A 22,416-nucleotide genomic window follows, 5' to 3' on the forward strand; every position below is an offset into this window, starting at 1 on the left:
GCCTTTCTGATTTATATTATGTTGCTTATATGATGAATTAATAAATTATGCGAAGGAGTGAATGTTACCAATCAAGATAGCACCAATCAAAACCAAGAGTGTTCCGGCAATGATAAACTTCATTTGAGTAGAAGTCTTCTTTTCATGCAAAATATAGATACCACCAAAGGTACCAACAACGATACTCAACTGTGACAAAGCAGTAGCAATCGTTTGACCAACGGCCGGGTTAGCAGATGAAACGAACATGAAGATGTTTCCAACGGCCCAAACCAAACCAGTTACCAAGTTCTTCCAAGTTGGCTTTGAGAACATTTGCTTTCCTTCGCGGAAGACGAAGAGCACGATGATCAATGAACCGATTACCTGACCGATGGCCTGAGGACCAACGATGGCCGTCATGTAGTTCAAACCGTGACCGGCAGACTTGATGTCATCTGAAATATAACCAATCTTTGACAAGAAGTTAGGCAAAACGAAGTAGAGCATGAAGCCCGCAGTTGACATCACTAAGTAGAAGATTCCCTTAGCATCAATCTTTGAAGGCGTTGCGGCTGTCTTATCTGGCTTTGAAATGAAGGTTGCACCAGTCACGACCAAGGCGATTGAGATAACCCCAACAATCCACATAGCGGCGTTCTTCCACTCACCCAAGAGAGTGGCAGCCAACAGAGCGTTCATAATGATCTGGCCGGCTGTTGACAAAGGCATTCCCAATGAAACACCCATTTCCTTGAAGAGCAAGAACTGGAAAACCATCCCCATGGCCCAAACCAATCCTGATAGAATACCGACAACCCAGATTTCAGAACCAAGATAGAAGCCGTGTGGTAATACGAAACCGAAGAGTGTCAGCATTCCGAAAATCAATGCTCCAATTGACATTCCGAAAGTTTGTTGTGAGGCAGATCCGCCCATCTTTGTTGATACGAGCCCAACTGAACCCCAGAACAAAGCTGAGAGCAAGGCAATTAAAATTGCAAAATTCATAATGTTTAAGTTCCTTTCACTTATCTTACAAGCTATATTCTACACGAATGTAAACGGTTACACAACGTTTTTTACAAAAAAATTTCACGAAATAAAAAAAAGCCTGACAAAGCAGACTTTCAAAGGTTAATTTTTATCGTATTGAGCTAAGTTCCAATTTTCAATAATCTGGATAATCAGCTTTGGATAACTAGGATCTGTGGCATAACCATCAGTTGACAATGCTTGGGCAGCATCCTTGTAATTTTTAGCAGCCAAGACATCAGCAAACTGGTTGGCATTCCAAGTATTTCCATTGGCGATTGTCTTAGCGTGAGCCTTCATGGAATCTTGATAAGAGTCGTAAACTGCAAAACGAGCATTCTTCGTCACCGTTTGACCGTTTTCAACTTCTTGAGTCTGCAAAACGACTGATTTACCAGCTGTTGTGTCATCCGTCTTCACACCATAGTAATTATTATACTTTGATGACAACGCAGAATCGTCCCAGTTTGATTCGTGGATAGCCTGAGCGATTGAAATTGACGCCAGAATACCATACTGGGATTGAAGACTCTGGCTATATGGCGCAATCTTCCTAATAAAGGCTAAACGCCGGTCAAACTCTTTCTTACCGCCGTTTTCCGCTAGCAAAATGGCTGTCGATGCCGGAATCTTATTGGCTTTCAATTGAGCATAATATGGCTTTAAGGTCTTATTCGTCTGTTTCAACATGGTCATGACCAAATCCTTGGCAGACTTTTCTTTCTTGAAACGATAGATTCCTGGATAGACGAAATCATACAAAGTCTGGTCACTCTTGGCATTTAAGAATAACTGTGGGTATTCCTTCTTAGCTTGAGCAATTAAATCACTATCACTATAAGCAGCCAATAAATCAGACTTTGATACACCAGCAGCATCAGCAATTGTTTGTGCCGTCTGCTCTGCTGTCTTCGTATTTGAAATAAAGGTATAGCCGGAAGACAAAACCGGTTCAGCTCCAGAACCCTCTGTTAATTCTTGGTAAATCTCAGCAATATCTTGAACCTGTGACAAGGGATAAGTGCCACCCGCAATATCTTTAGCCCCATACTTATTTGCATAACTAACAAAGTAGCGACTATTGCGGATAATCCCCTCTTTTTGCAACTGGGCACCGATTTCCTTGACGCTCGCCTTGTCCTTGACTGTAACCATCGTGACCGCGGTGTCATTTGGATTCTTTGCCTGATATCCCTGGCGATTGAACCAGAAGGCCCCACCAGCTGCTAATAGCAAAACGAATAGGATCATGATAATTCGGAACCGCCAACTATGTTTTTTGCGTTTCTTTGACGATTGCCGACGTTTTTCAAATTCCATCAGTAATGTTTCCAATCTTCAATCTTATTTCGCCTGATCAACTCGATTTGTACGGGAGTTTAACCAGCAACTCCTAGTATACTACCCTTTATAAAGAAATATAATTAAAAAAACATAACGAGTGCAAGCAGCGTTGTACTCATTATGTTTTCCTTTGATTAAGTAATTATAAAATTAAGCCATCAATTCTTGCACATCTCGAGCAATCATCAATTCTTCATCAGTTGGCACAACCAAAGTCTTAATCTTGGCATCAGCAGCTGAAACATCAGCCTCTTCACGGCAACCAGTGTTCTTATCCTGGTCAATCTTGATGCCAAAGTAACCTAAGCGGTCAACGACTTCTTCTCGAACCCAATCAGCATTCTCACCAATCCCGGCAGTAAAGACCAAAGCATCGGCACCACCCATTTCAGCAATGTATTGACCGATGTAACGAACAACACGGTCAACAAAGATTTTAATTGCCAAATCAGCCTGTTCGTTGTCCTTACGGGCAGCCAAGAGATCACGCATATCACTTGAGACCTGTGAAATTCCCTGCAATCCTGATTTCTTGTTCAGAATTGTCAACATGTCTTCATTTGACAAATTTTCCTTGGTTTGGATAAAGTTTACCAATGAAGCATCCACATCCCCTGAACGAGTCGCCATCGTCACACCTGCTAATGGTGTGAAGCCCATTGATGTATCAAATGACTTACCGCCCTTAACAGCCGTAATTGAAGCACCGGCACCAAGGTGCAAGGTAATCAACTTCAAGTCCTTCAAATTCTTGCCTAAGATGTCAGCAGCACGACCGGCAACATAACGATGTGAAGTTCCGTGAGCACCATACTTACGTGCACCATACTTTTCATAGTATTCATAAGGTAATGAGTAAAGGTAGTTCACCTTTGGCATTGTCTGATGGAAAGAAGTATCAAAGACGGCGACAGAAGTTGCGTCTGGCAATAACTTTTGGAAAGCACGGATGCCCAACGCGTTGGCTGGGTTGTGCAATGGTGCATAATCAGCCAATTCATCAATCTTAGCTAAGACATCATCGTTCACCAAAACAGACTTGTCAAAGTATTCACCACCAGCAACAACGCGATGACCAACACCAACGATTTCGCTAAAGTCTTGGATAATATCCAATTCTGACAACTTTTCAAGCATCAAGTTAATGGCAACTTGGTGGTCCTTGATGGCGGTAACGGTCTTAAACTTAGCCTTGTCACCAGATACCTCAACATCAGCATTCTTGGCCGCTTGATCATTGGCCGCAAACTTGATCGTTACAATGGCATCATCCATTCCGATTCGTTCAATTAACCCTTGGGCGATTACTTGCTCTTGTGGCATCTCTAAGAGCTGAAACTTCAATGAAGAACTACCGGCATTCACTGCCATAATCTTTGCCATGAAAAAAATCCACCTATCTTTGTTTTTTAATTCATTTCTAACTTACTTTAGTTTACCCCAGGCTTGGATATCTTGCAAAAATTCTTGCAAGGCCTTTTGGTCCTTAACGGAAGGATACTGTCCCATCAAAACTTCTTGCTTTGGCAGCGCATCTTTCTTCCGTAAAACCAAGAAAGCTTTCGCCTGTTCTTGATTTTGGAAATACTCTGCTGGCAGTGACAAGAATGCCTTTAATTGAGCCTTTTGTGAGAATAATTTCAGGATTGACTCATGCCGTGGCCCTGTTAATAAATCATTTGGCACGATGAGATAGATCCAACCATCATCCCTCACTAAGTCTAATGATTTTTCAATCATTAAATAATGAGCATAAGATTGGCCATCTTGTTCTGAAAAGGCTGTGACAAAGTTTTCTGGTGCTTCTTGCGGGTAGTAACCGATTGGTAAATCACCAATCACAACATCAGCAGGCGCAACTTCCTCGTTTTTCAAGCCAACAACATCCCCCAAAAACAGTGTTGGGTCTTCTTTAAGCGCAGCTGCCAATTCACTGGCCAAATCAAGCTGACCTTCATCGTTATCAATCCCAATTAAATCGTGGGGCAAAAGGTCATGACGACTAAAGCTTTCAACAATTGTCCATAGGAGGTTGCCAGTGCCAATGACCATGTCATTGATACTCGTTTGTTCACTAGGATTAGCTGTCTGGTAAATCAGCTCGCCCAAAAGATAACCAATACCATCTGGGGTTAACTGAAGGTTTGCTGGTACTTTATCCTCTCGATCAGCTTTCAAAACCAAAAGTTGTAAGATATTACGTTGGTCGCTGAAAGACAATCTTGGCCAGTCAATCTCTTCTAACGACTGTAAAGCCTTTTTAGAATCATCAGCCAATTGGTCATGGTCGGAGCTAAGAATCTCTTTTTTATTTAACCTCTCTAAAGCCATGACAAGGGCTTCTCGATTGGTCGTTTTTTCTTGATTTTTCACCGTCACGACGGCTTGATCAATTTTTTCAAAATATGCAGGAATTTTTCGATTTATCATGGTCTTATTTTAGCCCTTTTTGCTAGTCTAGACAAGGCTAAGGGGCTAAAAGTGGTCGCCAGTAATCCTGATGTTTGATAGTAATTTTAATCTGCTTTTCCCCCGATTCAATTAACCAAGGATCACCCTGAATTTGGCCAGATTGTTGATTATCTTGGTAAAACAATCGCGATGCTTCAATTTGCCTTGTATCGATGATAGTCGTTTCCAACAATAATAATTGGCTATGCAGCTTTTGGTGAAAAATTTTTGTCTGTAAAAAGAACAGCAAGCCAATGAGTGTCAATGCCAAAATTGTCGGTAACAGTAAGTAGGCTGGCTGACGGTTTCGCTGCTGGCGTGGCTGATTATTAAACATCTTTTACCCTTCTTCTACAATGGCCTATTTCGTGTTAGGCAAAAAAAGTGTGCCGCTCGCTTTCTCATGCCCCCGATCAAAAACAGTCAAAAGCTGATAGGTTCCAAAATTATCAATCCGTAAATCATCAATCCCATGTAGCAAGAGCACGCGACCATGATGAGTCCCAGCCAAAACTAAGTCATGCTTAGCAATTTTCAACGTAACCGGATCGCCAATGGTCTTCTTCAGCTGAATTTCACGCACTTGAACTTGATCAAGTTGATAGTTTTGCCGACCCAACTGTGTTAAAGCCGCTTGAAAATCCATCTGCATATCTTGCGTCTGCCCCCTTTTACTTTGTGGCAAAATGACCATTATTGCCTCAAAAACCATTGCCGCCACAAGGAGTGCCAGGATTGCTTCCACCATGGTAAAGCTGTTCCGGCTATTTTTACTTTGAACTGCCGTCATGGTTGGCTTCTTCCTTTTGCTTTTGATTTTGGTCAACAAAAGACTGCCATCTCTCTAACGCCTTTCTTTTTTCCTGGTTGGCCGCCTTATTCTGCAAAATCAGTTCTCGCTGCTTTTTCTGATAGTTGCGTAACGTTTCTAGTTCAAAAAGAACCACACCAGTAATCAGCGTTAGTGCCATCACCCCCTCAACAAGGGCAAACCCTGACGATTTTCTAGACTTTCTCAAAACGATAGGTACCACCTCCAAATTGGAAAATAAGACGCCAGGTTACTTGGCCCTGGTGCCAAGAAATATGACCGGGGGCCACATAGCCACTCGGCTTAATCACGACTTTTGCTGTCTGATCAACTTTACTTTTTACTGGGTAAGAAAGCACTTCTTGACCAATCACCAACTGGTCTGATTGAAAATCGAGAATACTTTCAACCTCTTTTGCTTGTGCAAATAGACGGGCTCGTTGAAAATTGGCAGCAAATTGCTGTTGAAAATCTGCAAAACTCTGCTGATTTTGCCTCGGCCGTAAGGCTAATCCAATCCCAAGCAAAAGTGATACCAGACTTAGAACAATCACGGATTCGATCAAGGTAAAGGATTTAAATTTTAGCTTCATGACCTGCAATCACAATTTTGAGTGCCTTAACTTTTTCAAGCTGTGCCTTGGTCAAGTAATTTTCCTTTGCTAAATCATCCATTGTGACCTGTTTCTTTTCTGGGTGGTCGTTAACATACAAATCAACCTGTGTCTGTACAGTGGCGACCATTGCCTTTGCATGGGTTTGCTGCGCCTTATCTCGTTGTTGCGTTAAATTCGGCAAAATCAGTAACATCAACAGACCAATAATGAAGAGTACTACCGTCGCTTCAATCAATGTGAAACCGTTTTTCTTCGCTGCTATCCGCCGATTTTTTGCTCGGACTACTGCATGGCAAGCCTTTGATTGACAAATTTTACGATGTTCACGTTTAAGCCAAAAACGTTTGTGGGGTTGAAAAAAGGACCGCTGGTTGAATAAACCAATCTGCATCGTCTGGTTCATCGGATGGGATTGATGGTGACAGTAATCCCGGGGCCTCCCAGCCAATCGAGACCGTCCCCCCGTTCCAGTTTGTGTATGCTTAACAAAGTCAGCTGTGTGCGTCATATCGACATTCCTCCTAAATTTTTATACAACGGTAATAGCATTGCGAGGTATAACAAAACAATGGTCAGTCCAATCAAGGCAAAAAAGATTGGTTGGATGAGCCCTAATAATCGACTGACTTGGCGGTCAAACCGTTGAAATTCGCTTTTGGCATAGTAAGTCAAGTAGGTACCAAGTACTAGCCCGGTAAATCCCCTATCTAAATAAGTCGCTAGTGGCTTTTTCAAATAAGATTGATTGCCAATCCAACTTTGCAAAGTTTGACCGCTTTGCACGGCACCTTGGGCTCGCTTAGCAATGGCCACAACCAGTCCGTTTTTCTTAGCGGATAAGGCCGCAAAACGATTAATCACATTGGGCAGCGTGTGGCCTGCTAACAGCAAAATTCCCAGATGTTCTGCTAGCAGATAAGTTAAGAGTGTCTGCATCAGCCTGCCCAAAAAAGGGACCCGAGCGACAACTTGAATTCGTTGTAGTGGTGCTAAACGCTTCAGTAAGAAAATCGAAATAATAATCATGACTAAGACAAGGCCAAAGAGAAAAGCTAAGCCATGCAAATAAAAGAGAGCAGGATTGGTGCCTGGACCTTGACTCCCCTTTTGTCCGGCCGACAAAGCATGAAAAATGGGATAAAGATACATTTCCATCCCCACAACCAGGGATAATAAAAAGACCAATAAAATCACCGGATAAGTTAGAATCTGGCGGAGCTTTTGTTTGTAGCGCAACACTTGGTCAAAGTTACTCGCCAAAGCGGTCAGCGTTTGGTCAAAATTACCATGTAACTGACCCAAATCAAGATAAATTCCAACCGAAGGACTTAAAACTTTCCCCAGACTTGTAGCTAACGGTTGGCCATGCTCCAACTGGCCACGGATGGTCTGTAGCCTTTCTTGCCAACCTGGATGGGCACTCGCTAAAACATCGAGACTCAACGATAAGGCATAACCAGATGCCGTTAACTCACCAAGCTCGGCTAAAAAAAGAACCTGGTCACTTTCAGAAAAACGTATTTTTCGTTGCAGACGCATCGATTAAACCTCCTGATTTCCTTGTTGGTAGCGTTTTACATTTTCTGCATAGGGACGGTGATGAGTTACTTCACCCGACTGCCAGTTAGCCACCCCGCACACAACCCCCAGCTGACCATCTAAATCTGGAAGCAGGCGCTGATAAACTGTCTTAACTAAGGCTTGGTTCAGTAATTGACGGTCAAGGCCGAGATTGAGCAAGCGGCCAAAAACTGCTAGTTCAGAATTGGCATGCAAAGTACTCAACACCAAATGACCAGCTAGGGCTGCTTGAAGGGCGGCCTGAGCAGTCTTGGCATCACGAATCTCGCCAATCACTAATAGATCTGGCCGGTGACGCAGGGCCACCTTAATTAAGGATTGGTAATCAATTCCTGCCTGTTCGTTGACCTGCAGTTGCAAAAAAGCTGGCTGATAGATTTCAACCGGATCCTCAACCGTTAAAACAACTTTGCCTGGTGACCAGGCAGCCAACAAGCGATAAAGGGTACTAGTCTTACCTGCCCCTGTGGGGCCGGCTACCAGATAGAGGCCAGCGCTAATTTTTTCGGCAACTAAGTCTGCAAAGATTGCTGGCTCAAACCAGCGGTTTTGCGACAAATCAGGATAGATTAGCCGTAAAACCGCGCTTTCCTGTCCCAAAAAGTCGCCAACGGTTGAAACACGGATAAAGCCCTGACCAAAATCAAAGCGTCCCAGTTGTGGCCGACGGCTCTCGGCCAAATTTAAACCCGCCCGGTACTTAACCACAGCTAAGGCTCGTTTTCCAAAATCTGCTTCCATCACTGCCAGGATTCTCACTTGACCCAAAATTTGCGCTCGTACCTGGTAATTACCACCTTCTGCCGGTAAAAAATAAAAGTCTGTTACCTTTTTCGTCTGCCCCCATGCTAGGACTGCTTGAATCCAATCAGCGGGGTCTGCTCGTTCATGTTCGGGCCAATTGCCCAAATTCTTGATCATGGTGTCCTCCTTTCATCGCTAGTGAGTAAGACGACCAATTCAGCAAAAAATTGCTCAACTTCAAAGCGTTTGGTTAACCAATTTTTTTGCTTCATTGCCCTCTATACAACACTATTGGGTTAGACGAGGAAAGCTTTGAAAAACAAAAAAGACCGAATTCAATGAATTCGATCTTTTAAATAAGCATGATTAATTTTTACTGATTTTTTTCTTGGTTCAAAGCTGCTGCAAAAGTATTTTCCAACAGAGTGGCAATGGTCATTGGACCAACACCACCTGGAACTGGCGTAATGAAGGATGCCTTCTTTTCGGCCGAGGCAAATTCGATATCACCGGTCGCCTTACCATCGACAACGTTCATCCCAACATCAACCAAAACAGCACCATCTTTGATTTGGTCACCAGTAATAAAGTTCGCAATACCTACTCCAACGACAACGATGTCCGCATCCTTGAGAGAATCCAGGAGCATTTCGCGTGGTGTGTAACGGTGAGCCAACGTCACCGTTGCGTTCGCGTTATTCAGCAAGGCAGCCATTGGGCGACCAAAGAGTTGAGAGCGACCAACGACAACAGCCTTCTTACCATATGGATCAATGTCATAATGCTTCAACATCGTCATCACGCCTTGAGGAGTGGCTGCCACGGCGTATTCACCAGGTTGGTCACCAAAGAGCATTCCCTGGTTGAAAGCACCTAATCCATCAACATCCTTTTCAGGGGCGATAGCTGAGAAGACCTGCTGGTCGTTAACAGCTTCTGGCAATGGTGCCTGAACCAAAATACCAGTCACGCTTGGATCTGCGTTTAAATCTGCTACAATCTTTAAGACGGCTTCTGTTGTCACATCATCAGCAACCGCAATATCCTCAGTGGCAATGCCAACCTTGGCTGCTGCGCGTTGCTTCATGCCAACATAGAGACGTGATCCATCATTTTTTGGATCAAAAACAACCGCTAGCTTTGGACTCAACCCAGATTCCCTGACCTTGTCCGCCAGTGCGATTTTGAGGTCCTTTGAGAGGGCCTTTCCGTCTAAAATAGTTGCCATTATGTTTCTCCTTGTTCATGATTTTCCGAACGTTTTATTGTAAAATATCTTTGTAAGACCATTTTATCAGAATAAAACTGTTTTTTGTTTACAGAAAGGTAATTTTTCATGTCTGACAACCGTATTTCTTGGGATCAATACTTTATCGCACAAGCCGCCATCCTCTCAACTCGGTCAACTTGTACTAGACGTCACGTTGGTGCCATCCTCGTGAAGGACCATCGCATTATCGCCTCTGGCTACAACGGTGCCGTTTCCGGTACTCCTCACTGTACAGAAGTTGGCGACTATATCGTTGATGGTCACTGCATCAGAGCCGTTCACGCTGAACAAAATGCTCTCATGCAAGCTGCCTCGATGGGGATTGCCGTTGAAGGATCAGAAGTCTATGTGACCGATGTTCCCTGCGTGCAATGTACAAAACTTTTGCTGCAAGCCGGCATTACCAAAATTAACTTCATGCGCGACTATCGCAATGATGAATTCGCCGAGTCCCTCTTAAAAGAAAAAAACGTTGCCTTAGTCCAAGTTCCCTTCGAAGCCCAAACGGCTGAACAAATCAATCTCGCTCAATTTATTAAAGACTAGACCCAAGAAAAAGCAAGGAGGACTCCTTGCTTTTTTGCTATACTGAGAAGGATTAATTTTTATTAAAGGGGACTTACTCATGAGTCAAAACGAACAAACATACCTCGATCTGGCCGCTAAAATTTTGAACGAAGGCCATTACAAGGACGATCGGACCGGGACCGGAACCTATTCAATCTTCGGAACGCAAATGCGTTTTGACCTCCAGGAAGGCTTCCCTCTGTTAACCACTAAAAAAGTTTTCTTCAAGCTGATCAAATCAGAATTACTCTGGTTTTTGCGTGGCGATAATAACATCCGCTTCTTGTTGCAAAACAACAACCATATCTGGGACGAATGGGCTTTTAAAAACTGGATTGAGTCCGATGAATATAGCGGACCAGACATGACTGATTTTGGCTTGCGTTCACAAACCGATGCCAAATTTAATGCCATCTACCAGGAACAAAAGGACATCTTCGTCGACAAAATCTTAAACGATGATGACTTTATGGAAAAGTACGGTTATATCGGTGAGGTTTACGGTAAGCTCTGGCGATCATGGGCATCTGTTTTACCCGATGGTGGCACCACAGACCAAATCAGCAACTTAATCGACCAAATCAAGAACAATCCGAACTCTCGACGTTTGATTTTGTCTGCTTGGAATGCCGAAACGACTCCACAAGCACCACTACCATCTTGCCACGTTTTGTCGCAGTACTATGTCAGCGAGGGTAAGCTCTCAGCACAACTTTACCAACGTTCGGGTGATTTCTTCTTAGGTGTGCCCTTCAACATCGCTTCTTATTCGCTGTTAATCCACATGATTGCTGCCCAAACCGGTCTAGAAGTTGGTGACTTCGTCCACACTATCGGTGACACACACATTTACAAGAACCACATCGACCAAGTCAAAGAACAAATCAGTCGACCAATGCATCCATTGCCAAAGCTTTGGCTAAACCCTGAGGTCAAATCAATCTTTGATTACACCATGGATGATATTAAAATTTTGGATTATGAATCAGAACCAGCTATCCGAGGTGCGGTTGCAGTTTAAGCAAGATCATTTACATCCGAATATTATTAAAAATAAAACGGCAGTGACCATTTAACTTTAGATGGTCACTACCGTTTTTATTGTTCTTTAGGACTGCCCTGATTTTTCATCGCGCTTTTCACGGGCAATATCCCGGTCCATAATTTTTTTCAAATACTTAGCCGTATAAGATTCGGTGTTTTTCGCCACCTTTTCCGGTGTACCAGTGATCAAAATCTTCCCACCGCCGGCACCACCCTCTGGACCCAAATCAATCAACCAGTCGGCTGACTTGATCACATCCAGGTTGTGTTCGATGACGACGACCGTATTGCCGGCATCAACCAAGCGGTTCAAAACCGTTAGCAAGCGAGCAATGTCATCAGTGTGCAAACCGGTTGTTGGTTCGTCGAGGATATAAATCGTTTTCCCGTTTGTCCGGCGATGTAACTCAGAAGCCAACTTCATTCGCTGTGCTTCCCCACCTGATAGGGTGGTTGCGGACTGGCCTAATTTTACATAGCCCAAACCAACGTCATTAATGGTTTGCAAGCGACGTGCAATCTTTGGAATTGGTGCAAAGAAATCAAGAGCTTCCTTGGCGGTCATATCCAAGACCTGAGAAATCGTCTTGTCCTTGTAAGTGACTTCCAAGGTTTCGGAGTTGTAGCGAGTACCGCCACAGACCTCACAGGCCACGTAAACATCCGGCAAGAAATTCATCTCAATCTTGATGACCCCATCACCACGACAGTTTTCACAGCGGCCACCCTTCGTATTGAAGGAGAACCGTCCCTTGGAGTAGCCACGAAGTTTAGCCTCATTTGTTTGGGCAAACAACTCGCGAATATCATCGAAGACACCCGTATAGGTTGCCGGATTAGACCGTGGCGTTCGACCAATTGGTGATTGGTCAATGTCGACCACTTGCTCTAGGTTTTCAATTCCTTCAACCGAGCGGTAGGCACCAGGCTTATTTGAATTCTTATTGAGTTTTTGCTTCAAAACTCGCTTCAAAATGGTATTGACCAGTGTCGACTTACCCGATCCAGAAACACCCGTAACGGCCACAAACTTTCCCAATGGGAACTTCGCCGTAATGTTTTTCAGGTTATTTTCCTTCGCTCCCTGAATAACAATTTCTTCGCCATTACCCTTGCGACGAGATTTTGGGACCGGAATGTAGCGTTTCCCTGAGAGGTACTGGCCAGTCAAAGATTTGGGATTCTTCATGACTTCGTCCGGTGTACCAGCAGCCATAATTTGGCCACCAAGTGACCCAGCCCCAGGGCCAACATCAATGAGGTAGTCGGCAGCCTCCATAGTATCTTCGTCATGTTCAACGACAACCAACGTGTTCCCCAAATCGCGCATTGACTGCATCGATGCTAACAGTTTATCGTTATCACGCTGGTGCAAACCAATCGATGGTTCATCCAAAACATAGAGGACCCCAGACAAATTTGACCCGATTTGTGTCGCCAAGCGAATTCGTTGCGATTCCCCACCAGACAATGTGGAAGCTGACCGAGACAACGTCAAGTAATCCAGGCCAACGGACTGTAAGAAACCAAGTCGATCTTGAATTTCTTTTAAGATTGGCTGGGCAATTTCTTGATCTTGGGGGCCAAAGGTCAAATCAGCAAAATAAGCCAATTCCTCATCAACTGGCAAATTAGTGACATCACCAATATTGCGGCCACCAACCTTGATGGACAAGGCCGCCGGGTTTAACCGGTATCCATGACATGCTGGACAAGTCAGTTGCGTCATGTATTGAGCCATCTGGTCACGAGTAAAGTCGGAATTGGTTTCCTTATAACGCCGGGAAACGTTGTTCAGCACCCCTTCAAAAACCTGGTCAGCATCACGAACGCCACCAAAATCATTTTGGAAGTGGAAGTGGAATTCCTTCTCACCCGATCCATACAAAATCAGGTCCTGGTCCTTCTTCGACAAATCCATGAAGGGCACATTTTGATCAATCCCAAATTGTTCACAGAACTGTTCCAGCAGTGCTGGATAGTAGTTAGAAGAAATTGGGTTCCAAGGCGCCAAAGCACCCTGTTTCAACGTCAGAGTATCATCTGGCACAACCAGATCCAAATCGACCTCTTGAGTCGCTCCAAGCCCCTGACAGACAGGACAAGCCCCCATCGGTGCGTTGAAAGAAAAGAGCCGCGGCTCCAATCGGCCAACCTTAAAATCTTTCAGGTCGCCCAAATAGTGGTCTGAGAACCGCAATGGCGCAGGAACTTTCTCGTCACCACGGCCAACCGGCTCTAAGACCACTAAACCGCCAGCTAGGTTCGTGGCTGCTTCAATCGAATCGAAAAGGCGAGACCGGGCATCAGCACGCAAAACAATCCGATCCACCAAAACATCAATATCATGGAAACGATTACGTTCCAAAGTGAGGTCGTCAACCGTATCAAGTTCAACAATCTCACCATCGATTCGAGCCCGTAAATAACCCTGCTTTTGCATCTGAGCAAAGGCCTTTTCGTGGGTACCCTTCTTGTGCTGGATAATCGGTGCAAAGACCTGCAAACGAGTTCCCTCAGGTAACTCTTTTTGAGCATATTCGACCATCTGATCAATCGAATGCAGAATTTTCGTCCCATCCTTTGGATCATCAGGCTTCCCCACTCGAGCAAACAACAAACGGAAGTAATCTGAAATCTCGGTTACCGTTCCGACTGTTGATCGAGGATTATTCGAAGTTGTTTTTTGATCAATGGAAATGGCCGGTGAAAGGCCGTCAATCGAGTCGACGTCGGGCTTATCCATCTGCCCCAAGAATTGGCGAGCATAGGCGGATAGGGATTCCACGTAGCGACGTTGCCCCTCGGCATAGAGGGTATCAAAAGCCAGAGAAGACTTTCCAGATCCGGATAAGCCAGTCACAACCGTGAGGGATTCCTTTGGTATATCAACATCAATATTTTTTAAGTTATGGGCACGAGCCCCGCGAATTTCAATTTTATCTTTCGCCATAAAATCCTCTTTCATGGTCAAACGAGCACTCACTCGCTTGGCAAGTTCACCCCTGTTTTATCACATCGGTGACCTGAGGCCAACCTTTAACGGCCGGCCCGTTTCTTTAATTTCATAATGTTATCGCGAATTTTAGCAGCCGTCTCAAAGTCTAGGCCCTTGGCCGCCGCCTTCATTTGGCTAGTGAGGTTTTCCAAAATTTCAGTCTGGTCTGATTTTGGTAAATCAGCAAAGTCAACTTGCGTTAAGTCAACGTCTTCAACTTCTTCAGCTGCCTTGCTTGCACTAATTAAGTCGCGAATTTCCTTTTTAATTGTTTGTGGCGTGATGCCGTGTTCCTTGTTATACGCCATCTGAATGTCACGACGACGAGCCGTTTCATCCATGGCTTCCTGCATGGCCCTTGTCACCTTATCGGCATACATAATCACGTGGCCGTTCGCATTTCGAGCAGCACGACCAATTGTTTGAATCAACGAGCGTGGATTACGCAAGAAACCTTCCTTATCAGCATCCAAAATGGCCACCAAAGAAGTTTCGGGGACATCAATTCCTTCACGCAACAAGTTAATGCCGACCAGCACATCGTACTTGCCCAAACGTAAATCACGGATAATCGCCGTTCGTTCGAGTGTCTTGATATCGGAATGGAGGTAAGCAACTTTGATGCCAACATCCTTCAAATAGTCCGTTAAATCCTCTGACATTCGCTTCGTCAAGGTGGTGATAAAGACACGCTCATTTCGTTCAATCCGCAAGTTAATTTCACCCACTAAGTCATCAATTTGTCCCATCACTGGCCGAACTTCAATTTCCGGATCCAACAGGCCGGTTGGTCGAATGATTTGCTCAACAATATCACGTTTTGGTACCCGAGAAAGCTCATAATCCCCTGGTGTCGCCGACATATAAATAATTTGGTTGACGTGCTTCTCAAACTCTGGCAGTTGCAAAGGGCGGTTATCCAATGCTGAGGGCAAACGGAAACCATAATCAACCAACGTCTGCTTCCGGGCGCGGTCACCATTGTACATCCCACGAACTTGTGGCATCGTCACGTGACTTTCATCCACAACAATTAAAAAATCATCGGGGAAGAAATCTAAGAGGGTAAATGGTGGTTCGCCCTCTTTGCGACCGTCCATCCAGCGTGAATAATTTTCGATTCCAGATGTAAAGCCCATTTCATTCAACATAGCCAGGTCATATTCGGTTCGCTGCTTGATTCGTTGAGCTTCAAGAAGCTTGCCCTCTTTTTCAAATTCCTTGACCTGGTCTTCCATTTCTTGGCGAATACCAACTAAGGCTTCCTTCATCCGCTCATCATCGGTCATAAAGTGCTTCGCTGGGAAAATGGCGACATGGTCTCGTTCTGAAACGACCTGCCCCGTCAAAGCTGAAATTTGTCGAATGCGGTCAATTTCATCACCGAAAAATTCAACCCGCATGGCCAATTCATCCTGGGAAGCCGGGAAAATTTCAATCACATCGCCTCGCACCCGGAAAGTACCACGCTGAAAATCAATATCGTTACGGGTAAATTGGATGTCAATCAGATCGCGCATCAATTGATTACGACCATATTCGTTACCAACCCGCAAAGAAATCACATGGTTTTGGTATTGGTGCGGATCACCCAAACCAAAGATTGATGAGACTGAGGCAACGACAATCGTATCATTGCGTTCAAAAAGCGAAGCCGTTGCCGAATTCCGCAACTGGTCAATTTCATCATTAATCGCGGAATCCTTTTCAATAAAGGTATCCGAAGAAGGCACATAGGCCTCTGGCTGGTAGTAATCATAGTAGGAAACAAAGTATTCGACCGCATTATGTGGAAAGAATTCCTTTAATTCTGAATAAAGCTGACCAGCCAAGGTCTTGTTATGTGACAAAACCAAGGTTGGCTTATTGTTTTGGGCAATCACATTGGAAATTGTGAATGTTTTCCCTGTTCCGGTTGCCCCGAGCAAAATCTGCTCTTTGACGCCATCTTTTAAACCCTTCACAAGTTTATCAATCGCTTTCGGCTGATCACCAGTCGGTTGGTACTTTGAAACAACTTCAAAGCTTTGATCTTTTTGCGGTGTAATCAAGATATATCCTCCTCGCCTGGTAAAAAAATCACTCAGGAACATTATAACAAATATAACAAAAAACGAACACATGTTCTATTACTTGAACGTGTTCGTTTTCTTGTTTTGCTTTTTATTTCAGCTCCGGTGCATCAGTTTTGTAATCCGATACGGTTGATTGGCCGTTACGTAAGGCCAAAATCGAAGTTGGGCTCGACGACTGACTCGCCTTCAACGCTTTCAACGTATTGGCCTTCGTATAGTCATACGATTTTTTATCAATTTGGTGGAAATTCCAACGATTCTTATCAAAACGAAGCAAGTCACCTGTAATCACCTTATCCGAATTTGACAGTGACTCATCAACGTATGACTGCACCCGCTGGGCTGTTGCCTTTAACGCTGGATTATTATCAATCGACAATTTCTGACCAGTCTTACTATCGAAGTATTGGTTCTTATACTTTGTATAAGTTGGCGTCGTCCAATCACCATCACGGAAAACAACAATTTGCGGATTCTGAGTTGACAACAAATCGTGACCGAACATGGTCATCCCTTCCGTAGAAACCCCCAAAAGGTTCATCAAGGTTGGCATCATATCAATTTCGCCACCGTAGGTATCGTTGATGCCCCCCTGCAAACCAGTTGCATGAATCATGAATGGCACCTTTTGGAATTGGGCTAAGTCATAATCACTCACGGAAGTCTTACCAAGCAATTTCGCAATGGCAGGCTTGTGGTTTTCAGAAATACCATAATGGTCACCGTACAAAACAAAGACAGAGTTATCGTACAACCCAGCTTGCTTGAGATAAGCCATCAATTCGCCGAAAGCCTGATCAAGGTAATGAGCAGTTTGAACATAACCATCAACTGTCGTATCACCGGTCTTTGTAGCTGGGAAATCAGTATCTTCCTTGTCAAGTTCATATGGGTAGTGGTTTGTCACCGTAATTAACTTGGCATAGAATGGCTGTGGCAACTGCTCGATATACTGAGCAGTATCCTTCAAGAAAATCTTATCCTTCATTCCATAGCCAACGTTATAACTTGGCTTATCGCTATCCTTATAGAAGTTCTTTGAGAAGAAATAATTATAACCAAAGGACTTATAGGTATTGTTTCGGTTCCAGAAGGTTGGCACGTCACCGTGGAAGGCAGCAGAAGTATAGCCCTGCTGGCCGAGGATGGCAGGTGTCGCTTCAAAGGTATTACTTGAACCGTACTTAGTCATCGCTGATCCGGTCGAAAGTCCGTACAAGGAATTTTCCTGCATCATTTCAGCATCGGATGTCTTTCCCTGACCAACCTGGTTGTAGAAGTTATCGAACGAAAGCGTATTTTGATCGTGGTAGAAGGCATTTAAGTTTGGTGTAACTTCGCGACCATCAACCTTGTAATCAATCAAAAATTGCTGGAACGACTCAAGGTGAATAACAAAGACGTTCTTACCCTTTTCCGTTCCAGTATATGAAATATTGGCCGGCACTGAGTTTTGCTTCAAGAAATCTTGAACCTTTTGTAAATCAGCAGCACTGGCTTCTTTACGAGATTTCGTTTGATTGTTGGTCTGCCAGGCGTTAAAGGCAGCGTATTCATTTAAGCCTAAGTACTTAACAATATAGTTGTTATCAAATGAGCGCGTCAACAAACCCGAGCGGTCAACCGAAGCGACTCCAAAATCAACCAACATCAAGACAATTCCTAAAATGGTTGTCAAAATCGCATAACGCTTTTGAATTGCTTGCTTATCAATGGGCCAGAACTTAAAGAGTAAGACAACGGCCATCACAATCAAGTCGACATAGACTAAGAAATCAGTTGGGCGAATAATGGCCGCAATCGACTTTCCCAGGTTATTGCCCGTTGATGAGCCCGATCCCATAATCCCAAAGGATAGGAAATCAGAAAATTCACGGTAATAAAGAATATTGGCAAAGAGCCAAATGGTCTGAATTAAGTTCATCACCCAGGCTAAAATATAAGCCACTTTCCCGCGGAAATAGAGTGCAATCCCGAGCAAGATAATTGCCGTTGGAATTGGGTTCAAGAAAAGTAAGAAATCTTGAATTGGTCCTTGGACGCCCAAAGAGAAATTGATGTGGTAATTAATATAGGTCTTTAACCACACAAAAAAAAGGTTCAAAACAAAAAAACCACTAATACTAGTCCAAAAGTCCTGAGTATTCTTCATCTTTTGCCAGAGTTTTTTTGGCTTGAATGCATTTTTAAGACGAGCTAACATATCGGTTTTCCTCACAAAAATTAAAAGGTATGTTGAATATCGAAAAGGAGGTCATAAATCTCGATGGCGACCAAATCAACATCATCAAATTTATATTGCTTATTGCGCCGGTGTTCTTCGATTGTCCAAACCTTGTCTTCTTGATCAAGGGTTACCTTTAAAACTTCTAGGCCATAGGAGTCAAAACGTCGAACTTGAAAACGTTGGTCTGTTGATTTTTCCATGGCAAAGAGCCGGTTTAATATTGTTGTTAAAACACTTTTACTGGCTAAATCATCCATTCTTTGTCACCCCTTTTGTTGCTTTGCCAACCGTTGTTCCTTATTCGGAATTACATAGGCTAAAATACCAGCAAAGAGACAGAAGTAATAGGTAATGATTCGCCAAATTAAGATAACCAAGACTAAAGTTGCTGGGTTCTTAACGAAAGGCGTAAAGAGAAGTTGAAAGGACAACTCTGCTCCCCCAACACCGCCTGGAATTGGAAACAACGAAATGACCATCACAATCATAATGTTCATTGTTAAAATTAGCCAGGGGTTAACGGAGCCATAACCAAAGGCCCGGATAACAAAATATGGCACCAGGTAAAAGGCAATTAACTGCAGGGCTGTCCAGAGCGTTGCCACAAGGAGCGACTTAGCTGAGCGGGCAACACGTTTTGACTCCTGATGGAAATTATTGACCTTATCTTCCGCCGTGTCAACTAATTTTTTAACCCGACTAGCACTCATAAACTTTTGTGCAGCACGGCCAGACCATTCAACAACCTTCAAAGACAGCTTTGGCCAAAACATCACCAAGAGCAGGCCAATAATCACAACAGCATGGATGGCGATGGCAAAAGGAATGAAGGTGGCAAAGGTTGGGTCAACATTTTTGTAGATGAAAGAATCGGCGGCTACATAGCCGACAATAAAGAACAAAACGACCACAATTTGATAAACCAAAAACTTCATTAAAATCACGGACAAAGCCCGACTACCTTCGATTTTTCCTCTCGTTAACGCATATAACTGAGCTGGTTGTCCACCGGAAGCAAAGGGTGTTAATCCGATTCCTAATTGATTAAGTAATGGTACACGGATTAAAGTGCCCCAAGTCGTGTTTTTTCGATCAACTGGACTAAGCAATGACCGAGTAGCCAGGGCTTCTAAAACAAGCGAAAGAACCATCGTTAACAGCGCGAGAACGAGAAAATGCCAGTCCAAGACTTTCAGAGCTGCCTCTAATTGCTTTTCGCGGCCACTTAGTTCCCGTGTCAAGTAATAGATGGTTAGACCTGTTAACAAAAGGACTAGTAAGGCCGATAATTGGTTTTTTTTGGATTTTAAAACGTCCATCAAGAATCTCCTAGGACCGATTCGTCGACCAAGCTGGCACAAGCGCCCCGTCCTGGTCAGCGTTAAATGACAAGGCGCGATTCTCTAAAACCGCTTGATAAACCTCAGCAAGAATTTCTCCAACTCGGTTTAAATCTCTTTCTTGTGCAACTTGGAAGCCAGCCTGGGTCAAATCTGATTTTTCACCGGCTAAAATGGCAACCATTTGGCGGTCAAAGTCTTCTAAGTCTTCTGCCTTATAGCTATTAACACCGTCTTTCAGCCAAGAATCATAAACCGGAATATCACGAACCAAGAGGCGTTGCTTAGAGGCCAGGGCTTCTAAGACGACGATTCCTTCTGTTTCTTCGTAGGATGGATACAAGAATAAATCAGCCCCAGCAAAGGCTCCTAAAATCACGTCCCCCGATAAGTAACCTGGGAAAATCAGGTTGTTTGGATGCTCACCACCAAAGACAACCCGGCGAATCTTACGTGGCAAGATGGTGGGGTTGGTATGACCAAACCAAACAAAGGTAATTTCTGGGTGACGCTTGGCTAATTCAACAAAATCGAAAATCCCCTTGCGCTCAAAGAACAGGCCGACAGACATCACAACTTTCTGGCCTGGCTGGATATTAAAGTAATCCTTGTAAGCCTGAATTTTTTGGGGGTCATTTGCATATTTACTCAAACGAATCCCATTTGAAACAGGGTAAATTGGTTGCGTGAGACCGTAATTTTCCAAAAGCGATTTTGAATATGGCGTTGGCGTAATCAAAGCATCGGCTTGGCCATAAAGCGCCACCAAGTACTTCTTATACAAGGGAGCAAACAAATTTGAGGCAAAGAATGAATTACGAAAGTCTTCGTAGGTTGAATGGGCGTGGTAAACCACTTTTTTCCCCATTTTGTGAGCCTTTTTGACCATATACATCGATTTCACGCCATAAGTGTTGATATGCAAAATATCATAGTCCGTACACTTGGGGTCAGTCGTCACCTCGACATCATCAATCGGTGCCAATGCCTCTTGTTGCAAGCGCATGGCCCGACCAATGCCTGATTTGGCAATTAATTTTTGGTTTTCAAAATATAACAGAACCTTCAAGTTAGCTTCTCCTAAAGGGGTTGCGTAAGAGACGTTTGATATAACCGACTTCTTCATCCGTTAACTGGTCTGAATCGTCATCATCGTCATCATGGTGGTAATCTTGCAAAACCTGGTCGTAAAAGTTTAAGACTCGGTTCGCAAAGGTTGTCGCATCAACATTTTTTACCGCTGCTGCTCGAATTTGGTCATTGGCGGCTGTATCAGAATGTTGCAAATAGTATAAAGTAGCGGCTAGGAATTCATCGTAATCGTCAATCAACGTTCCAATCGCCTTGTTGGTCACCACCTCTTCCAAATAAGGTGAACGAACAGCTACAAAAGGCCGGTCAGCAGCCAAGGCTTCAATAAAGGTCAGTCCTTGTGTCTCACTATCTGATGAGGAAACGAAAACGTTGGCCATTCGATAGTAGTCACCGACTTGGTCATGATTAATCATCCCCGTAAAAATAATGGCATCCTGCAAGCACATGTCCTCAACCTGTTCTTCCAGAGATTTTTTGGCTGGGCCATCACCGGCAATCATGAGCTTCGCATCCGGAATCGTTTGCAAAAGTTCCGAAAAGGCGGAAATCGTTAAAGCCACATTTTTTTCAAAGGCTAACCGTCCCAAAGACAGAATCACCGGCTGATTTTCAGCCAAGCCGTACTGCTGACGAATATCGTGGTGAGCTTCTCGCTTTGGAATCGCCACACCGGTTGGAATCACTGGAATTGGAATCGTCACACCATAACTAAGCAGGCTTTCTTTCACCCTCTCAGAAGGGGCAATCACGCCCTCCATTCCCTTCAGGTAGGCCTTTACGATATGGCCAACCGCACCGGGCCGGATTAACATCCCTTTGGCAACATAATGTGTGTAATCTTCATATTGCGTGTGGTAAGTATGAATAACCGGAATCTTTAACCGTCGGGCCACATATTTGCCAATTAAGCCCAGTGAAAATTCCGTTTGCGTATGCACAATTTCTAAACCTAAGTCTCGGGCAATTTCAACGGCTTGAATCAAACCACGAAAAGTCAAACGACGATCCTTGAAACCAAAATAGGGCATCGATGAAAAACGATAAATCCCTTCTTCTGGTGTATGCTTGTCAACCTTAGGGTCTGTGGTCGTAAAAATATAAACTTGGTGACCCTGGGCCTCCAAAGCATTTTTTAAGGTTTGAATTGAGGTGGCGACACCGGAAACCTGTGGAAAATAAGTATCCGTAAATAAGCCAATTTTCATAGGAATCTCCATTGCTCGTTGCTTTGCCCTTGG

At 43.9% G+C, this 22,416-nt stretch carries 21 protein-coding genes; 2 read left to right on the top strand and 19 right to left on the bottom strand.

Going from position 1 to position 22,416, the window contains the following annotated elements:
- Positions 1-45 precede the first annotated feature (45 nt).
- The 12 genes from FEFB_RS06130 to FEFB_RS06185 all read right to left on the bottom strand — a co-directional run bounded on the left by FEFB_RS06130 (position 46) and on the right by FEFB_RS06185 (position 9,790).
- Positions 46-990: a GRP family sugar transporter gene (locus FEFB_RS06130; RefSeq protein ID WP_047975355.1), complete on the bottom strand. Its 945-nt coding sequence runs from the start codon at positions 988-990 to the stop codon at positions 46-48.
- A gap of 126 nt (positions 991-1,116) precedes the next feature.
- Complete coding sequence (locus FEFB_RS06135) at positions 1,117-2,334, bottom strand: glycoside hydrolase family 73 protein (RefSeq protein ID WP_047975356.1); 1,218 nt, start codon at positions 2,332-2,334, stop codon at positions 1,117-1,119.
- 174 nt (positions 2,335-2,508) lie between these two features.
- Positions 2,509-3,741 carry an acetate/propionate family kinase gene (locus FEFB_RS06140; RefSeq protein WP_047975357.1) on the bottom strand — a complete coding sequence of 411 codons (1,233 nt, stop codon included), beginning with the start codon at positions 3,739-3,741 and terminating at the stop codon, positions 2,509-2,511.
- 42 nt (positions 3,742-3,783) lie between these two features.
- The gene (locus tag FEFB_RS06145; RefSeq protein WP_047975358.1) at positions 3,784-4,788 is read right to left on the bottom strand and encodes a class I SAM-dependent methyltransferase; all 1,005 of its coding nucleotides are present in this window, start codon (positions 4,786-4,788) and stop codon (positions 3,784-3,786) included.
- Positions 4,789-4,825: 37 nt separating this feature from the next.
- Positions 4,826-5,146 carry a hypothetical protein gene (locus tag FEFB_RS06150; protein WP_047975359.1) on the bottom strand — a complete coding sequence of 107 codons (321 nt, stop codon included), beginning with the start codon at positions 5,144-5,146 and terminating at the stop codon, positions 4,826-4,828.
- A gap of 24 nt (positions 5,147-5,170) precedes the next feature.
- The gene (locus FEFB_RS06155; RefSeq protein ID WP_047975360.1) at positions 5,171-5,599 is read right to left on the bottom strand and encodes a hypothetical protein; all 429 of its coding nucleotides are present in this window, start codon (positions 5,597-5,599) and stop codon (positions 5,171-5,173) included.
- The gene (locus tag FEFB_RS06160) at positions 5,580-5,780 is read right to left on the bottom strand and encodes a hypothetical protein (RefSeq protein ID WP_047975361.1); all 201 of its coding nucleotides are present in this window, start codon (positions 5,778-5,780) and stop codon (positions 5,580-5,582) included. Before FEFB_RS06160 ends, FEFB_RS06155 begins: the two co-directional genes overlap by 20 nt.
- A 34-nt stretch (positions 5,781-5,814) precedes the next feature.
- Entirely contained in the window at positions 5,815-6,213 is a 399-nt protein-coding gene (locus FEFB_RS06165; protein WP_047975362.1) for a hypothetical protein, read from the bottom strand.
- The gene (gene comGC, locus FEFB_RS06170) at positions 6,197-6,499 is read right to left on the bottom strand and encodes a competence type IV pilus major pilin ComGC (protein ID WP_047975388.1); all 303 of its coding nucleotides are present in this window, start codon (positions 6,497-6,499) and stop codon (positions 6,197-6,199) included. Before comGC ends, FEFB_RS06165 begins: the two co-directional genes overlap by 17 nt.
- A gap of 242 nt (positions 6,500-6,741) precedes the next feature.
- The gene (locus FEFB_RS06175) at positions 6,742-7,776 is read right to left on the bottom strand and encodes a type II secretion system F family protein (RefSeq protein WP_047975363.1); all 1,035 of its coding nucleotides are present in this window, start codon (positions 7,774-7,776) and stop codon (positions 6,742-6,744) included.
- Between the two features lie 3 nt (positions 7,777-7,779).
- On the bottom strand, positions 7,780-8,739 hold the full coding sequence (locus tag FEFB_RS06180) for an ATPase, T2SS/T4P/T4SS family (RefSeq protein WP_082131929.1): 960 nt from the start codon (positions 8,737-8,739) through the stop codon (positions 7,780-7,782).
- A gap of 196 nt (positions 8,740-8,935) precedes the next feature.
- Positions 8,936-9,790 (bottom strand): bifunctional 5,10-methylenetetrahydrofolate dehydrogenase/5,10-methenyltetrahydrofolate cyclohydrolase, encoded by an 855-nt coding sequence (locus tag FEFB_RS06185; protein WP_047975364.1) that lies wholly within the window; start codon positions 9,788-9,790, stop codon positions 8,936-8,938.
- A gap of 108 nt (positions 9,791-9,898) precedes the next feature.
- Here FEFB_RS06185 and FEFB_RS06190 point away from each other — a divergent pair, with 108 nt between their 5' ends.
- Positions 9,899-10,378, top strand: coding sequence for a deaminase (locus FEFB_RS06190; RefSeq protein WP_047975365.1), 480 nt, complete (start codon positions 9,899-9,901; stop codon positions 10,376-10,378).
- A 79-nt stretch (positions 10,379-10,457) separates the two neighbouring features.
- Positions 10,458-11,420 carry a thymidylate synthase gene (locus tag FEFB_RS06195; protein WP_047975366.1) on the top strand — a complete coding sequence of 321 codons (963 nt, stop codon included), beginning with the start codon at positions 10,458-10,460 and terminating at the stop codon, positions 11,418-11,420.
- Between the two features lie 87 nt (positions 11,421-11,507).
- On the opposite strand, the gene uvrA is transcribed toward FEFB_RS06195, so the two are convergent.
- The 7 genes from uvrA to FEFB_RS06230 all read right to left on the bottom strand — a co-directional run bounded on the left by uvrA (position 11,508) and on the right by FEFB_RS06230 (position 22,383).
- Positions 11,508-14,396 (bottom strand): excinuclease ABC subunit UvrA, encoded by a 2,889-nt coding sequence (gene uvrA, locus FEFB_RS06200; protein ID WP_047975367.1) that lies wholly within the window; start codon positions 14,394-14,396, stop codon positions 11,508-11,510.
- 86 nt (positions 14,397-14,482) lie between these two features.
- A complete protein-coding gene (gene uvrB / locus FEFB_RS06205; protein ID WP_047975368.1) occupies positions 14,483-16,492 on the bottom strand; it encodes an excinuclease ABC subunit UvrB in 2,010 nt (669 codons plus the stop codon).
- A 112-nt stretch (positions 16,493-16,604) separates the two neighbouring features.
- Positions 16,605-18,719, bottom strand: a complete 2,115-nt coding sequence (locus FEFB_RS06210; RefSeq protein WP_047975369.1) for an LTA synthase family protein — start codon at positions 18,717-18,719, stop codon at positions 16,605-16,607.
- 20 nt (positions 18,720-18,739) lie between these two features.
- Positions 18,740-19,000 carry a DUF1797 family protein gene (locus FEFB_RS06215; protein ID WP_047975370.1) on the bottom strand — a complete coding sequence of 87 codons (261 nt, stop codon included), beginning with the start codon at positions 18,998-19,000 and terminating at the stop codon, positions 18,740-18,742.
- 6 nt (positions 19,001-19,006) lie between these two features.
- Positions 19,007-20,062: a lysylphosphatidylglycerol synthase transmembrane domain-containing protein gene (locus FEFB_RS06220; protein ID WP_047975371.1), complete on the bottom strand. Its 1,056-nt coding sequence runs from the start codon at positions 20,060-20,062 to the stop codon at positions 19,007-19,009.
- A gap of 10 nt (positions 20,063-20,072) precedes the next feature.
- Positions 20,073-21,152, bottom strand: coding sequence for a glycosyltransferase family 4 protein (locus FEFB_RS06225; RefSeq protein ID WP_047975372.1), 1,080 nt, complete (start codon positions 21,150-21,152; stop codon positions 20,073-20,075).
- Position 21,153: 1 nt separating this feature from the next.
- Positions 21,154-22,383 (bottom strand): glycosyltransferase family 4 protein, encoded by a 1,230-nt coding sequence (locus tag FEFB_RS06230; RefSeq protein WP_047975373.1) that lies wholly within the window; start codon positions 22,381-22,383, stop codon positions 21,154-21,156.
- Positions 22,384-22,416: the final 33 nt, after the last annotated feature.

Source organism: Fructobacillus sp. EFB-N1, from assembly GCF_001038455.1.
Lineage (GTDB): Bacteria > Bacillota > Bacilli > Lactobacillales > Lactobacillaceae > Fructobacillus > Fructobacillus cardui.